Source organism: Pseudomonas frederiksbergensis (assembly GCF_035751725.1).
GTDB lineage: Bacteria > Pseudomonadota > Gammaproteobacteria > Pseudomonadales > Pseudomonadaceae > Aquipseudomonas > Aquipseudomonas frederiksbergensis_A.
This window is the reverse complement of sequence record NZ_CP142104.1, coordinates 2,326,249-2,341,881: the sequence shown is the minus strand read 5'-3', so window position 1 is coordinate 2,341,881 and position 15,633 is coordinate 2,326,249. Positions and strand designations below refer to the sequence as shown.

Annotated in this window: 14 protein-coding genes; 2 read left to right on the top strand and 12 right to left on the bottom strand. The window is 62.5% G+C overall.

Annotated elements, in window-relative coordinates; all coding sequences use genetic code 11:
- Positions 1-34 precede the first annotated feature (34 nt).
- From VQ575_RS10530 to VQ575_RS10490, 9 genes are all read right to left on the bottom strand, one after another.
- Positions 35-235: a hypothetical protein gene (locus tag VQ575_RS10530; RefSeq protein WP_039593013.1), complete on the bottom strand. Its 201-nt coding sequence runs from the start codon at positions 233-235 to the stop codon at positions 35-37.
- A gap of 94 nt (positions 236-329) precedes the next feature.
- The gene (locus tag VQ575_RS10525) at positions 330-1,382 is read right to left on the bottom strand and encodes a Gfo/Idh/MocA family protein (RefSeq protein ID WP_039593012.1); all 1,053 of its coding nucleotides are present in this window, start codon (positions 1,380-1,382) and stop codon (positions 330-332) included.
- A 61-nt stretch (positions 1,383-1,443) separates the two neighbouring features.
- Positions 1,444-2,454 carry a Gfo/Idh/MocA family protein gene (locus VQ575_RS10520; RefSeq protein ID WP_039593011.1) on the bottom strand — a complete coding sequence of 337 codons (1,011 nt, stop codon included), beginning with the start codon at positions 2,452-2,454 and terminating at the stop codon, positions 1,444-1,446.
- 29 nt (positions 2,455-2,483) lie between these two features.
- On the bottom strand, positions 2,484-4,415 hold the full coding sequence (iolD, locus tag VQ575_RS10515; RefSeq protein WP_325919603.1) for a 3D-(3,5/4)-trihydroxycyclohexane-1,2-dione acylhydrolase (decyclizing): 1,932 nt from the start codon (positions 4,413-4,415) through the stop codon (positions 2,484-2,486).
- The gene (locus VQ575_RS10510; RefSeq protein ID WP_039593009.1) at positions 4,412-5,263 is read right to left on the bottom strand and encodes a TIM barrel protein; all 852 of its coding nucleotides are present in this window, start codon (positions 5,261-5,263) and stop codon (positions 4,412-4,414) included. Before VQ575_RS10510 ends, iolD begins: the two co-directional genes overlap by 4 nt.
- Positions 5,264-5,296: 33 nt before the next feature.
- Positions 5,297-6,799, bottom strand: coding sequence for a CoA-acylating methylmalonate-semialdehyde dehydrogenase (locus tag VQ575_RS10505; protein ID WP_039593008.1), 1,503 nt, complete (start codon positions 6,797-6,799; stop codon positions 5,297-5,299).
- Between the two features lie 30 nt (positions 6,800-6,829).
- Positions 6,830-7,639: a 5-deoxy-glucuronate isomerase gene (gene iolB, locus VQ575_RS10500; RefSeq protein ID WP_325919602.1), complete on the bottom strand. Its 810-nt coding sequence runs from the start codon at positions 7,637-7,639 to the stop codon at positions 6,830-6,832.
- The gene (iolE, locus tag VQ575_RS10495) at positions 7,636-8,529 is read right to left on the bottom strand and encodes a myo-inosose-2 dehydratase (protein WP_039593006.1); all 894 of its coding nucleotides are present in this window, start codon (positions 8,527-8,529) and stop codon (positions 7,636-7,638) included. The genes iolB and iolE overlap by 4 nt, the downstream gene beginning before the upstream one ends.
- A 99-nt stretch (positions 8,530-8,628) precedes the next feature.
- Positions 8,629-10,566 (bottom strand): bifunctional 5-dehydro-2-deoxygluconokinase/5-dehydro-2-deoxyphosphogluconate aldolase, encoded by a 1,938-nt coding sequence (locus tag VQ575_RS10490; protein ID WP_325919601.1) that lies wholly within the window; start codon positions 10,564-10,566, stop codon positions 8,629-8,631.
- A gap of 311 nt (positions 10,567-10,877) precedes the next feature.
- On the opposite strand from VQ575_RS10490, the gene VQ575_RS10485 reads away from it, so the two are divergent.
- Both VQ575_RS10485 and VQ575_RS10480 read left to right on the top strand, forming a co-directional pair.
- A complete protein-coding gene (locus VQ575_RS10485; protein ID WP_039593004.1) occupies positions 10,878-11,798 on the top strand; it encodes a MurR/RpiR family transcriptional regulator in 921 nt (306 codons plus the stop codon).
- A 33-nt stretch (positions 11,799-11,831) separates the two neighbouring features.
- Complete coding sequence (locus tag VQ575_RS10480; protein WP_039593003.1) at positions 11,832-12,443, top strand: glutathione S-transferase; 612 nt, start codon at positions 11,832-11,834, stop codon at positions 12,441-12,443.
- 59 nt (positions 12,444-12,502) lie between these two features.
- On the opposite strand, the gene hcnC is transcribed toward VQ575_RS10480, so the two are convergent.
- From hcnC to hcnA, 3 genes are read right to left on the bottom strand one after another with little or no spacing between them, the layout of a single operon-like run.
- Entirely contained in the window at positions 12,503-13,762 is a 1,260-nt protein-coding gene (gene hcnC, locus VQ575_RS10475) for a cyanide-forming glycine dehydrogenase subunit HcnC (protein ID WP_198726510.1), read from the bottom strand.
- Positions 13,755-15,164 carry a cyanide-forming glycine dehydrogenase subunit HcnB gene (gene hcnB, locus VQ575_RS10470; RefSeq protein ID WP_325919600.1) on the bottom strand — a complete coding sequence of 470 codons (1,410 nt, stop codon included), beginning with the start codon at positions 15,162-15,164 and terminating at the stop codon, positions 13,755-13,757. The genes hcnC and hcnB overlap by 8 nt, the downstream gene beginning before the upstream one ends.
- Entirely contained in the window at positions 15,161-15,484 is a 324-nt protein-coding gene (hcnA, locus tag VQ575_RS10465) for a cyanide-forming glycine dehydrogenase subunit HcnA (protein WP_039593049.1), read from the bottom strand. Before hcnA ends, hcnB begins: the two co-directional genes overlap by 4 nt.
- Positions 15,485-15,633: the final 149 nt, after the last annotated feature.

Sequence of the window (15,633 nt, the reverse complement as noted above, 5' to 3'; positions counted from 1 at the left end):
TTTTGTTGGTTTTATGGATAAGGCGTGACGGACTTCAGGAACGCGGCAAACGCACGATCGGCGCGCCGGGCATGCAGCACACCACGGCGCCCTTGCGCTGGATGCACAGGGACTCGAACAAGGGAAGGATTGCGGACAGGCGCAAGGAAGATGGCAGGTGAAACGCAGAGCGGTTGAAGGTTTTCATCGACGGTACCTGGCTGTGTTTCTTGTTTTTGTTTCGTCCTTCGTCCATTCAGGGCGAGCCTGGATAAACGCGGACAGGGTTGTCGGTAACCTGGAATCGACTTTATTGGAAAATATTTTCCATATCAACTCATTTTAGAATTTTATTCGTTTTTTGTTCCATGTCCTACAGGCTCGGATAAACACACTACCTCGCCCTGCTCCGCGCTCTGCCTGGCAGCGTCCAGGATACGTGTCGTGGCCAAGGCATCGCGGGCCGCCACCGGCAAAGGGCCGTCGCCCCGCAAGGCTGCCTGGAGACGCTGGTAGAACATGAGCCAACAACCTCGCTCCGAAGCCACGCGCTCACGCTCGGCTCCGTGTTCGAACCATCCCCAGCGCCGGTGTTCTTCGGCGCCCCAGCGCTCGCCTTCGGAGGCCGGACTCAGCCCCGCCAATGCCAGGGCCTCCTGCCCATCGAGGCCTTCGACGGTATAGCAGCCTTCGCTGCCGCTGACCCGAAAGCGTGGGCGCGCAGCGTTTTGCAGGCAATTGCCGCTCAAATGGGAGATCACGCCGTTTGCGTGGGCCATCGACATGAAAAAACCGTTGTCGAAGGCCTGGCCCGGCTGCCGATAATCCAGCTCGGCATAAACCCGGATCACCGGCCCGAACAATTGCAAGGCCTGGTCCACCAGATGGCTGCCCAAATCCCGCAGGAAGCCACCGCCACTGCCCTTTCCCACAGAGGTCGGCGAGTAACGTTCAACGCTGGATTCAAAGCGAATAACCTGCCCAAGCGCTCCAGATGAGAGCAACTTGCGAACCGTCAGGAAATCCGAATCCCAGCGCCGGTTCTGGTAGACGCTCAACGGCACGTTGCGTCGTTCGGTGGCCAGCACCATCGCTTCGGCCTGCCCGGCATCGAGGGCGAAAGGCTTGTCGCTGACCACCGCCACGCCGTGCTCGATGGCTTGCATCACCACGGCCGCACGCGCCTCCAGCGGCGTGGACACCACCACCGCATCGACGCCGGCCGCCACCAGTTGTTCGAGAGAGTCGAAGGCTTGGACGTGCGGATAATCACTCACCAGTTGCTGGCGCCGCTCGGGGGAGCGCGTGACTACCCCGACGAACGTAGCGCCCGGCAGACTGCTGATCAGCGGCGCGTGGAAAAACCGCCCGCCCTTGCCATAGCCGACTAGTCCGATTCGCATGAAGGCTCCTTGAAAAACAATGAATACAGACCATCCCCTTATGGGAGCGAGCCTGCTCGCGTCAGCCGTAAAAGCGAGGCCGCTCGGGCAACTCGACCTTGACGATCTGACCACTCTGCTGCGCTTGGACGCAGGCATCCGCCGCCACCGCCGCCGCGAAGCCGTCCCAGGCAGAAGGTCCGCCCACTTGGCCGCTGCGCACGCCGTCGATGAAGGCCTGCAATTCGACGTCATAAGCTGCAATGAAGCGATCCTTCCAATCCATCAGGATCGCATTGGACAGTTTGGCGCCGCTGCGCAACTGCACCTGGGACGGTTCCGGCAGCTTGGCGATGCCGGTCTCCCCCACCACTTCGCATTGGATGTCGTAACCGTACTGACAATTGACGAACACTTCGACGTCGATGCGGGTGCCCTTGGCGGTTTCCAGCAGGACGATCTGCGGATCGCGCAGATGCGCCAAAGCCTTGCTGGACTTGCGCGGGAACACCACCTGCACCGACACGTAGTCATCGGCCAGCAGCCAGCGCAGCACGTCCAGCTCATGGATCAACGTGTCGGTGATCGCCATGTCGGTCTTGTAGTTTTCGCCCACGCTGGGGTTGCGGTGGGCGCAGTGCAGCATCAGCGGTTCGCCGATCTGGCCGCTGTCGATCACCGATTTGAGCGCGCGGTAACCTTCATCGTAGGGCCGCATGAAACCGACCTGCACCAGGCGCTTGCCGTGGGCCACTTCGGCTTCGACGATCTTGCGGCAGCCTTCGGCCGTGACCGCCAGCGGTTTCTCGCAGAACACCGGTTTGCCCGCCGCGATGGCCGCCAGCACGAACTCTTCATGGCTCGGCCCCCAGGACGTGACGAGGATCGCCTCGACGTCCGGCGCCTTGATCAGCGCGTGGCCGTCGGGATAGACCTCGGCGGTGAGCTTGAGGTCGGCCACCACTTTCGCCGCCTGGGCAAGGTTGATGTCGGTTACCGCCACCACCTGGCTGTTGAGCAAGGTCTGGCTGCAACGACGGATGTGGTCCTGGCCGATGGCCCCGGTGCCGATGACGCCCAGCTTCAAAGACATGTGGAACTCCTTTCGTAGGGTTGGGGCAATCAGTATTGACGGGCCTTGGCCAGTCGTTCGTTGAGGGTCTTGGCGACGGCATCGGTGCGGGCGCTGGTGGAAACTTGCGCCACACCGACCCGCCACCACGACAGGTATTTGTGGATCATGGTCTTGGGCAGGACCTTGATATCGATCAGCGTCGAGACCGTCTGGCGCCGCGCGTCGGCCAGGGCCGCGTGCAACTCGTCCAGCGTCTTGACCTTGTAGGTCTTGCAACCGTAGGCCGCCGCGCTCATGGCGAAGTCCACCGGCACGAAGCCGCCATCGAGCTTGCCCGTCTCGGGGTTGCGGAAACGGAATTCGGTGCCGAAGCTGTCCATGCCGTGTTCCATCTGCAAATTGTTGATGCAACCGAAGGTCATGTTGTCCAGCAGCACCACGTTGATCTTGCGCCGCTCCTGGATCGAGGTCGCCAGTTCCGAGTGGAGCATCATGTAGGAGCCGTCGCCCACCAGCGCGTAGACCTCTTTGTCCGGCTCGGCGAGCTTCACGCCCAACGCCGCATTCACTTCATAGCCCATGCACGAATAGGCATATTCGACGTGGTAGGTGTTCACGCCCTTGCTGCGCCAGCTGCGCTGCAAATCACCGGGCAGGCTCCCGGCGGCAGCGACGATGATGGCGTCGTCCGCCAGGGTTTCGTTGAGGGTGCCGAGCACGCGGCTCTGAGTCAGGCAGGAGCCGGTGAGTTCGATGAATTCACGAAACACCGCCGGGTCCATGTGGTCGTTGATTTCCGGAACGAAGTCCTGGGTCTGGAAATCCGCCTGGTAGATCCGGTCCACTTCCCCCTCGAGCCGGGCCTTGGCGTCGGCGATCTGCCCGGCCCATTCGGCACGGTAATCGCCGAGCTTGCCTGCCAGCGCCTCCAGGCCGGAACGGGCGTCGGCCAGCAGTTGAATGCCGTCGAGTTTCAGCGCATCGCACGGGCTGATGTTCAGGTTGAGGAACCGCACCTCGGGGTGTTGGAACAGCCATTTCGACGCGGTGGTGAAATCGCTGTAGCGGGTGCCGATGCCGATGACCAGGTCCGCTTCCTTGGCCAGCAGGTTTGCCGCCAGGCAACCGGTCTCGCCGACACCGCCTACGTTCAGTGGGTGGCTGGAGACGATGGCGCTTTTTCCCGCCTGGGTTTCGGCAAACGGAATCTCGAAGCGCTCGGCGAAGGCTTGCAATGCAGCGTTGGCCCCGGAATATTTCACCCCGCCGCCGCAGATGATCAGCGGCTTGCGCTTACCCTTGAACAGCGCCAGGGCATCGTCGAGCATCGCTTCAGTGGCTGGGCGACGGTCGATGCGGTGCACGCGTTTTTGCAGGAAGTAATCCGGGTAATCATAGGCCTCGGCCTGTACGTCCTGGGGCAGCGCCAGGGTCACCGCGCCGGTCTCGGCCGGATCGGTGAGCACGCGCATCGCATGGATCGCGGCAGTCATCAATTGCTCGGGGCGGTTGATGCGGTCCCAGTATTTGCTCACGGCCTTGAAGGCATCGTTGGTGCTGATGCTCAGGTCATGGAATTGCTCGATCTGTTGCAGCACCGGGTCCGGCTGGCGACTGGCGTAGACATCGCCGGGCAACAGCAGCAGCGGGATGCGATTGGCCGTGGCGGTGGCAGCCGCGGTCAGCATGTTCGCCGCGCCGGGACCGACCGACGAGGTACAGGCGTAGATCTTGCGCCGCAGGTGCTGCTTGGCAAACCCGATGGCGGCATGGGCCATGCCCTGCTCGTTGCGGCCCTGATGGACCACCAGGTCGCCGCTGTCCTGCTCCAGCGCCTGGCCCAGGCCCAGCACGTTGCCGTGGCCGAAAATGGTAAACACCCCGGCGACGAATTTGCTCTGGACGCCATCGACCTCGACATATTGGTTATCGAGGAATTTCACCAGGGCCTGGGCCATGGTCAGTCGTGTTGTGGTCATGCTTGCACCTTCTTCAAACGCAACTCGGTCGAGTGGGAGCTTTGCAGGTGGCTCATGCTCGCCCCCAGCGCCTGGCGGATGTCGGCCAGCTCGTGGACGCTCTCGGCAAAGGGCTCAAAGGATAGGTAACCGTCATAACCTCCGCTCACCAGCGCTTCAATCTGCGCGGCATTGCCGAGAATATCCCCCTCGCCCACCAGCACCCGGTGGCCGTCCCGAATCGTCGCCAGCGGCGCCTGGGCATCCTCGACGCCGGAGATGTGCACCAGCCCAGTCAGTTCAGGGAACAATTCTTGCTCCCCCGCCAAATGATGATGAAAGGTGTCATGCACCAGGCGGAACACATCCAGCCCGCCGATGGCCTTGATCGCCTCCACCGCCGTGCGCTTGCGCCGCAGCGAGCATTCTTCGAACCCCAAAGGTTCGATGAAACCGTAGATACCGAAGGCGCGCAGGATCGGTGCCAGTTCACTGAGGGCCGTGCGCAGCCCCGCTGCCCGTTCGGCCTCGCTGCGCGGGTCGGCGCGGTCGTTGAGCGGGCACATCACCAGCCCCTCGGCGCCGCACTCGCGAGCGTAGTCGGCCAAGCGCACGGCCTGGGCGCGACGCTCTTCGTTCCACACATCGAACGGGTACAGGGCGTTGATCGACAGCACCTTGATGTCGCGCGCCTCGCACAACTCACGCACGCGCGCCGGCGGCATGCCATCTTCGATCTCGACCCCCTTGAGGTCGTTGCGAATCTCGATGGCATCGGTTTTCAACGCCAGCGCCAGGTCGATGAAAGCAGGCAGTGATAGGCGCGGGGCAACCATTCGGTTCAAGGCAAAACGCAGGGGCTTGTTCATTGTTGTTCTCCCTCCGGCATTCAATGAAATGAGTTATTGGGCAGTCGGCATGCTGAACTCAGGGCCCTTGGCGATGCTGTCGGGCCAGCGCTGCATCACGCTTTTGTAGCGACTGTAGAAGCGCAGGCCTTCCTCGCCATAGGCATGGTGGTCGCCGAACAGCGAACGCTTCCAGCCGCCAAAGGAATGCCAGGCCATGGGCACCGGAATCGGCACGTTGATGCCCACCATGCCGACCTTGATGCTGCGCGCAAATGCCCGGGCGATGCCGCCGTCTCGGGTGAAGCACGACACGCCATTGCCGAACTCATGGGCGTTGATCAGCGCCACCGCCGTGGCGAAGTCCGGTACACGAACGATGCCCAGCACCGGGCCGAAAATCTCTTGCTTATAGATGCTCATCTCGGCTGTGACCCGGTCGAACAGCGTCGCACCGACGAAAAATCCCTGCTCGGCCCCCGGCACTTTGAAACCACGGCCATCAACGATCAGGCGAGCACCCTCGGCCACGCCAGCATCGATAAAACCTTCCACCTTGGCCTTGTGCTCGGCGGTGACCAGCGGCCCCATGTCAACGCCGGGCTGCTGGCCGTCGCCGACCTTCAACTGGTCGATACGCGGCAGCAATCGCGCAATCAGCTCATCGCCGACATCGCCCACCGCCACGGCAATGGAAATCGCCATGCAACGCTCGCCGGCCGATCCGTAGGCCGCACCGATCAAGGCATCCGCCGCCTGGTCGAGGTCGGCATCGGGCATGACGATCATGTGGTTCTTCGCCCCGCCCAGGGCCTGTACGCGCTTGCCGTTCGCGGTGCCCTGTTGGTGGATGTATTGAGCGATGGGCGTGGAGCCGACAAAGGAAATCGCCTCGATGTCCGGGTGCTGCAACAGCGCATCCACCGCCGCCTTGTCGCCCTGGACCACATTGAAGACGCCGTCCGGCAAGCCGGCTTCGGTCAGCAACCGAGCCATCAGCAGGCTGGCGGACGGGTCGCGTTCCGAGGGCTTGAGGATGAAGCAATTGCCGGCGACCAAGGCCAGCGGAATCATCCACAACGGCACCATCACCGGGAAGTTGAACGGCGTGACACCGGCGCACACCCCGAGTGGCTGGCGCAGGTTCCAGTTGTCGATGCCACCACCGATGTTGTCGCTGAAATCGGTCTTGAGCAGGCTCGGTGCACCGCAGGCGTACTCGACGATCTCGATGCCACGGGTGACTTCGCCATGGGCGTCGGACAGCACCTTGCCATGTTCACGACTGATGATCCGAGCCAGTTCGTCATGGTGACGATCGAGCAGTTCCTTGAACTTGAACATCACCCGCGAGCGACGCAACGACGATTGCTCGGACCAGGCCGGGAACGCCGCCAGCGCCGAGGCCACCGCCGCGTCGACAGTACTTGGTTCGGCCAGGGCCACCCGCGCCTGCACCGCGCCGGTGGCCGGGTTGAAGACATTGCTGGAGCGAGCGCTGTCGCCGTCCTGCACGCGACCGTTGATGTAATGGCCTACTACCGGGGTGTCGCTCATTGTCCTGGTTCTCCGTTGGAATGTTCGAATTCAGAGGTCGAGCAGCCAGCTGTGCTGCGGGTCGTTATGGAACTGCCAGACCCGCTTCGGACCGGCCATGACATTCAGGTAATAGGACTCGTACCCATAGGGCACGCTGACCGGGTGATACCCCTTGGGCACCACCACCAGGTCGCTGTTCTCCACGGCCATGGCCTGGTCGATGCTGCGGTCGTCGGTGTAGACCCGCTGGAACACGAAGCCCTGGGACGGATTCACCTGGTGGTAATAGGTTTCTTCGAGGAAGCTCTGGTGCGGCAGGTCGTCGGTGTCGTGCTTATGCGGCGGGTAGCTGGACGAGTGACCGGACGGCGTGCGCACTTCCACCACCAGCAGCGAATGGGCCGGTTCGCTGTCGGGCAGGATGTCGCAGACATAACGGGTATTGGCGCCCTTGCCGCGCACGCTGCGTTTCATGCTGTCGGGGCGGATCAGCCGTGGGCCGTATTCGTTTTGCGCGGCACCTGGCGCGGCGCATACCGCTACCTGCACATCGCTCAGCGCGGTGACTTGGGCCTGACTGCCCGGTGGCAGATACGCGGCGTAGGGGGATTTATCTTCGAATACCGATTGACGATCGCCGAGGTTATCCCAGCTGAAGGCCCCCTGCCCCGGCGCCTCGCCCTTGAGGTCGATGCGTCCGCTGAGCAAGACTACGCACAGCTCCTTGTCACCCGCCATCACCGGAAGGGTTTCGCCGAGGCTCAGGCGGTAGGCGGCGAACCCCACATATTCCAAGGCGCCATGGGGCAGTTCGACGAGCTTTTGGCCGCCGGGACTGCTCTTGATCAACAGGCTCATGCCGGCGTCCTCTCTTGCAGCAGGGCACGCAAGGTGTCGTAGCCCTTCTTCGCGTAGGCATAACTCGGCGCCACGGCCGGGTCCTGCTCGGCTTCTACCACCAGCCACCCGTGGTAGTCGGCGGCCAGCAAGACGTCGAGCAACGCGGCGAAATCGATGTCGCCATCCCCCGGCACGGTGAAGGTGCCGTTGATGATGCAATCGGGGAAGCTCCACAGGTTATTGCGCGCCAGTTGCACCACCGGTTTGCGCACATCCTTGAAGTGCACATGGCAGATGCGTTCGATGTGTTTGCGCAGGACTTGCAAGGGTTCGCCGCCGCCCATGTAGCAATGGCCCGAGTCGAACAACAGGCCGACCTCGCTGCCGCTCAGGGCCATCAGTTTGTCGATGTCCGTGGGCGATTCGACGTAGGCGCCCATATGGTGGTGATACGCCAGGCGCACGCCTTGGGACAGTGTGAAGCGGGCCAGTTCGGTGAGCTTGTCGGCGTAGGCTTGCCAGGCTTCGTCAGTGTGAAAGCGCGGGCGCTCGATCAACGGGATGCGTTGGCCCTGGATCGAATCGGCGACTTCACCGTAGACCAGCACCGTCGCGCCATTGTGCGCCAACAGTTCGACATGGCTGGCGATGGCATCGATTTCCTCAGCCGCCGAACGCCGGGCCAATCGGCTGGAATACCAGCCGGACACCAGCGCCAGGTCATACGGGCGCAAGACGTCGCCGACGCCCTTGGCGTCCTTGGGAAACTTGCCGTTTAGCTCAAACCCTTCGTAGCCGATTTCCTTGCCTTCGCTCAACGCCGTGCTCAAGGGCGTCTCGCCGCCAAGGGACGGCAGGTCGTCGTTGCTCCAGGAAATCGGGTTGATGCCAATTCGAATAGCGGGCATGGCTGCACCTTTTATTGTTTTCAAACTGAATAACGAAAACCGTTTGGAATGCTTATCGTGGCGAGGGGATTTATCCCCTCGCCACAAAAGTCCTGTACATCAGGCACGAGCACTGCGCCATGCCTCGATCAATTCCACAAACCGCCCCTGCACGTCCCGGATCAACGTTTCATCATCGATCTCACCGGCCATCCAGGCCCGGCTCGGTTCCTGGAAAATCGTCCGGCCCACGGCGAAGCCCCGACAGGTGGTGCTCTGGCTGGCCTGGCGGAAGCCTTCGGCGAGCGCGGCGGCCGGGGCGTTGAGGCCCAGCAGCACTACGCCACGGCAATATGGGTCGCGCTGTTGGATGAGCTCGTCGAGCTGCTGCCATTCTTCGGCTGTCTGCGCTTCGATCTTCCACCACGCCGGGAAAATGCCCAGGTTGTAGAGGCGCTTGAGGGCACGATAGAGCACGTCCGGATGAGCCGATGGATGATCCTTTGGCGGGATGACTTCCAGCAGCAACTCATGGCCGCTGACCTGGGACGCCTTGTACAAACCCATCAATTGCGCCTCCTGTTCCAGGCGCAGCAGCGGTTCGTCGTCGGGGTGAAATTGCACCAGGCATTTGATGATCTGTTCCTGCGGCCAGGCGATCAGGTTGCTGCCGATGGAGCGCCCGTGCTCGAACGCCAGCGGCCGCGAGCCTTGCACCTCCACCGGCCGCGCCACCCACCAGCCTCGCCCAGTGGCCGCGTTGAGCGAATCCTGGCCGAAACGCTGATCGGCCAGCAGCCCGACGTCGGCTTCGATGCCCTGGCGCTGCAGGTCGGCTTCGACCCGTTCCACCGCCTGGATGAACAGTTGCTTGAGTTCACCGATGCTGCTCAGCTCACGACCGCCCTTCTGGGCCAGTTCCACCAATTGCCAGCGATGGTCGAAGGCAAAGATGAACAGCTGCTTCCAGGCCCTGCGCGGCACGCTGACCTTATGCAGCCGTTGCAGCACCGCATCCTGGTCCGGTCGGGTGATGGGCACCGGGCTCTTGAACAGATAATCGAGCTCGGCCCGGGTCGGCATCGCCGGGGCGCAGGCATGGCGCGACACCACCAGGCCGCCGCAGGCATTGGCCAATTGGCAGCAGCGCTCATCGCTGGCGTCCTCCAGCCAACCGGCGAGGAAACCCGACATGAATGCATCGCCCGCACCCAGGACATTCAGGACTTCGACACGCACGCCTGGGTAAATGGCGCCGTCTTCCAATCGGCTCGGGATATCGCCATGGATCACCGTGCAGCCCTGCGGGCCAAGCTTGACCACCAGCGTTGCCGCCGTCAGCGAGCGCACGGTACGCAGCGCGGTCAACAGGTCCTCGCTGCCGCCAGCGATGAGGAATTCTTCTTCTGTGCCGACGATCAGGTCGAAACGCGGCAGGATGCCTTGCACATGCTGGCTGACCTTGCGGTCGGCGACGAAACGGGTTTCACCGTCCGCCTTCCCCGCCAGGCCCCAGAGGACCGGGCGATAATCGATGTCGAGGACGCATTTGACGTTGTGTTTTCGCGCATGGTCCAGCGCCTGGATGCTCGCGTTGTAGACGCCTTCGGTGGAGAAGTGCGTGCCGGTGATCAGCAGCGCCTTGCTGGACGCGATGAAGGCTTCGTCGATGTCTTCGGCCCGCAGCGCCATGTCTGCGCAGTTTTCGCGATAGAACACCAAGGGGAACGTCTCGCGATCCTTGATACCCAGCAGGACCATGGCGGTCAGGCGCTCGGCATCGACCTTGATGCCACTGACGTCGCAGCCTTCGCGAGCCAGGGATTGCACCAGGAACCGCCCCATGTGGTCGTCGCCCACGCGGCTCAACATCGCCGATTTCAGCCCGAGGCGGGCCGTGCCGAAGGCGATGTTGGCCGATGATCCGCCCAGGTACTTGGCGAAGCTTGAGACATCTTCCAGGCGTGCGCCAACCTGCTGCGCGTAGAGATCGACGCCCAGGCGTCCCAGGCAGATCACATCCAATTGACGCTCACTGGCAAAACGAGTCTGGCCCATGCTGGCTCCTGTTATTTTTATCAGCCTGCGCTTGTCGCCGGAACCGGCGCCAACGCTTTGGTGAATGCAGACTAAAACGAGCCAGCGGCAATAATCAATATTTATTCCATAAATTTTTATCATGGAATATTTTTTCCAATACGCTACTGCTCAACAGGGCCAGGCGCAGTGCATCGTTTCAGCAGGCGTTACAACTTCGTTCAGCCATGATTTTCTCCGCGCCTACGCTGTAGACTGCCACCAGCCAACCTATTGTCGAGGGCCGGCCCGTTCGCCAGTCGCCCTATAAGAACAAGCCAGAAGGATTTCCTATGACCCGCCCCGATCTGCCGGCGCCGTCCGAGAGCGCGTCCGAAGCCGCCCTCCCCAGCCCACCGATCAACGCCGAGCGGCTGTTGCAACTGATCACCGAGGAATACGAGGGCCTGCCGCGCCAGCTCAAGCGCATCGCCAGCTACATGAGCCAGCAAAGCGACCGGATCATGGTCGACCGCATCAGCGACATCGCTCGGGAATGCGAAGTCCACCCTTCGGCCATCGTGCGCTTTTCGCAGCGCTTCGGCTTCAGCGGGTTCAGCGAAATGCAGGCCTTGTTCCGCGAGGCGTACACCCACAAGACCACGCCGGTGCAGAACTACCAGCAACGCATTCGCAGCATGATCGCCAACAAGTCGCAGAAGGCCAATGCCGGCGACCTGGCCCGCGAATGCGTCAATGCGACCCTGTCAGGCATCGAGCGCCTGGGGCTGGAACTCGATGACGAGGCGTTCGAAAAAGCCGTGGACCTGGTGGTCAACGCGGACAACATCTACGTGGTCGGTGTGCGACGTTCATTCGCCGTGGCCGATTACCTCGTCTACAACCTGCAGCACACCAACAAGCGCATTCACCTGGTGTCCGGCCTGGGCGGCAGTTACCGCGAGCAGATGCGCAGCGTGCGGGCCAACGACCTGGTAATTGCCATCAGCTTTACGCCCTATGGCAAGGAAACCCAGCACTGCCTGCGCATTGCCCAGCATCACCAGGCCAAGACCCTGATCATCACCGACAGCAACCTGTCTCCCCTGGCCAAACGAGCCAATGCGGTGCTGCTGGTCAACGAAGGCAGCTCGTTCGCGTTCCGCTCGTTGAGTGCCACCTTGTGCCTGTGCCAAGCGTTGTTCATTGCCGTGGCCTACCGGCTTGAACTCAAGGTCGATGAAATCCATGAACAGGTCGGCTTCGAGGATTGAACCCGGCCTTTAGAATCCGTTGAAGGAGAAACCATGAAACTGATCGGCATGCTGGACTCGCCCTATGTGCGACGCGTCGCCATTTCCGCCAAACGGCTGGGAATCTCCCTGGAACATGAATCGGTTTCGGTGTTCAGGCAATTCGAGCATTTCCAGAGCATCAACCCGGTGGTCAAGGCGCCAACATTGGTGCTGGATGATGGCTCGGTGTTGATGGATTCCACTTTGATCATCGATTACCTGGAGGCGCTGGCTGGGCCATCCCACAGCCTGATGCCGAACGATTTGGCCCAACGGTTGCGCTCGTTGCGACTGGTCGGATTGGCGCTCGCGGCATGCGAAAAATCGGTGCAAATCTATTACGAACGCACGTTGCGCCCGGCCGACATCCAGCATGCGCCGTGGCTCGCGCGGGTATCGGGCCAGTTGCTGGCGGCCTACGGTGAGTTGGAAAGGGAACTGGCGAAACAGCCACTGCCCACCGATGGCTCGATCGACCAGGCCGGCATTACCATCGCGGTGGCTTGGACCTTCACCAACCTGTTGGTGGCGGATCAGGTGCAGGGCAAGGCGTTCCCGCAGATCAGCGCATTTACCGCCTATGCCGAAGGGTTGGAAGTGTTTGTCAACACACCGGTGCAATAACGGCGGGATACATTCCCGTGTGGGAGCAAGCCCGCTCCCACAGGGTTTTGATTCGGCGCTCAGGCCGGTTCCATTCCCCTTGGCTCTGCAATCGCCGCCACTTCGAAGCGGTCCGCCAGGAACGGCGTGATGTCCAGCGGCAACGGCTCGTCGTTGACCAACTTGTCCAGCAACACCCCGGTAATGGCCGAGGTGAGAATGCCGGTGCGGAAATGCCCGCAGGCGTTCAGGTAGCCGTCCACGCCGCGCATCGGTCCCAGGATCGGTAGCTCGTCAGGTGAGCCGGGACGCAGGCCAGCCCAGGTGCGCTTGAGGTTGATGTCGACCAATTGCGGGATGCAGCGCATGGCACCTTGAACCAGCCCTTCGATCTCCGGATAGGTAGTGGTCACGTCGAACCCTTTGTCCTCCGTGGTACTGCCGATCAGGATTTCACCGTTGTCTTTCTGCGCCACGTAGCAATCGCTGGTGGTCAGGCAGCCGTTGAGGATTTTCGGCATGCGCTCGGTCAAGAGGATCTGGCCCTTGACCGGCTTGACCGGAATCCGCACGCCCGTAGCCTGCTCGCTCAGGTCCGCCGCCCAGGCGCCGGCGGCGTTGATCAGCGTCCCGCAGCTGAACGTTCCGGCCTCGACGGTCTTCACACCTGTGACCCGCGTCCCGCTTCGCAACACTTCAGTGACGTGGGTGTTGAAGAACAGGTCGACACCGTTCTGCCGCGCGCCCTCGGTGTAGGCGTCGGCCAGGCGAAACGGGCTGACCTGATGATCGCAGAGAAACTCCAGCGCGCCGAGGGCCTCATGGCTGACACTCGGCTCTGCCTCGCGCAAGGCCGCCTGGTCGAGCCAGCGCACCTGGTCGGCCAGATGGGGGATGCAGGCGACGATGTGCTCGGCGTACAAGCGGTCCTCATCGTCATAGATCACAAACTTCAGCCCGGTCTCTTCGAATTTGAAATCCATGCCATGGCGGTCCATCAGTTCCTGGTGCAACTGCGGGTACATCGCGTTGGATTGCAAGGCGAATTCGAAGAACGAGTCGGGCAGGATGTGTGGCGTACTGGCATCCACCGCCACGGCGGCACCTTGGGCCTGGCGCTTGCGATTGGCCGACATCATGCGAAAGAAAATCACCCCGCAGCCCAGGCCCACTGACTCACCAATGGCCCACAAACCGCCCGCCGATGCACGGGTGGCGTTGCCGGGGCGCTTGGCGTCGATCAGGGCGATCTTCAAATGCTTGCGCTTGGACAACTGATAGGCACAGGAAGCGCCGATCACGCCGCCACCGGCAATCACCACGTCATAATGCTTAGTCATGGGAAGCGGCCTCCGTGCCGATATTCTGGAATGCTGAAAAAGGCACCGGATCGATGGGGAAGCGCGGTCGCAACCAGCCCACATCGGCCCGCCCTGTGGCCTCGCGCAACCGGTCGCTGCAATAACCGACACACATGCGTCCCTGGCAGTCACCCATGCTCACGCGGGTGCGCATTTTCAGGCTGGCCATGTCTTGCACGCCCTGCTCCAGCGCCCGGTCGATGTCGGCGCGGGTGGCATGTTCGCAGCGGCAGATCACCGTGTCGGCGGCAGGCAGCGCCGTTTGGCCCGCCCCGCGCTGGGTGTAGCGATCGACGGCGGCGCGAAAGCGAAGGATGCGCTCCAGTTGCGCCTGATACCGATCGCGATGCCCAAGGGCCGTCGCCTCATCCAGGACATTGCGTTGCACCAGCACCGACAACGCCGCGATGCGCCCGCTCAGCATGGCCGCCTCTCCCCCGCGAATCCCGCCCATGTCACCCGCCAGATGAACATGCGCCTCGCTGCCGCGTTGCCAGGCATCGGACACGGCCCGTAGATACCCGTCATCGCTGAAGCCATGTTCCAGGCCCATCTGCTGGCTCAACTGGGTGCGCGGGATAAACCCGTAGCCGACTGCCAGCGTCTGGGCCGGCACCTGTTCGGCGCGCGTAAGGTCCGGCGTCCAATCGGCGGAATACGGCGCGACGGTCACGCCGCTCAACTCGTCCTCGCCTTCGACACGCACCACGCCCCAGCCATAGCGCACGGGAATGCGATGCCGCTTGAGATACGCGAGCATGCCCAGGCCATCGAGGAACAGTTGCGGTTTATTGAGCAAGGCGAGGCTTTCCTTGGCGATCCTGCCGAACGCACACGCCTCGTAGACACCCGCCACGGTGACGCCCGAGGCGTGCAGCTGACAGGCCACCAATGGCAACAGCGGGCCCGTCCCGGCGATCACCACCGGGCTCGGCGGCCTGACCACGCCGCTCTTGATCTGCAACTGCAAGCCGCCAAGCATCATCACGCCCGGCAGGGTCCAGCCGGGGAACGGCACGCTGCGCTCATGACATCCCGCTGCCAGGATCAACTGCGAATAGGCAACCTCTCGTAGACGCTCATCCGCATCGAGCACCATCAACGCCCGGAACCCCTCGGCCCCGATGACACGACTGCCCAGCTGCACATCGATCAAATCGGCATGGCGTTGGAATTCCCCGTGAAGTTTCTCCAAGGCTTCGCTGTAGCGGGGCCCCAGGTAATCCAGGCGTACGCCATCGCGCAGGGGGCCGCGATACACCACGCCACCGAGGCGCGGTGCCTCTTCGAGCAAGGTGCAACGTACCTTGCGGGAGGCCAGTTCAATGGCCGCCGCCATACCCGCCGGCCCGCCGCCGACGATCACCGGAGCGTGGTTCATGGCGCCTCCGTTTCAGCGATGCGGTTGGCCCGGGTTTCGATCTGCATGCCGGGGCGCACCAGCGTCTGGCAGGCGCGACGTTTGTGGCGACCGTCGATCTTGACGAGGCAGCACTGGCACACGCCCATCCCGCAATAGGCACCGCTGAGCTGGCCGTGGTCGTTACGGGCGACCTGGCGTTGGCCCAGGGCCTGGATGACGGTGAGTACGGTTTCGCCCTGGGCGGCGTTGACAGCCTTTCCGTCCAGGTGCACGGTCATGTCAGCCTGTTTCAATGGCTGGATATCGAATTGTCGGTGTAATAGGTCTTGAGGTTGCATCATGCAGCTCTTCCTTGAAAGTTCAGTCGGTGTCGGCTCCCTGCGGCACGCCACTCCCCGCCTTGCGTCAATGCCCGTCGGCGACAGCGCACCAAAACAGGACAACGGGCGCAGCATGCTGGTGCACGGCGCAATAATGTTAGGGATTA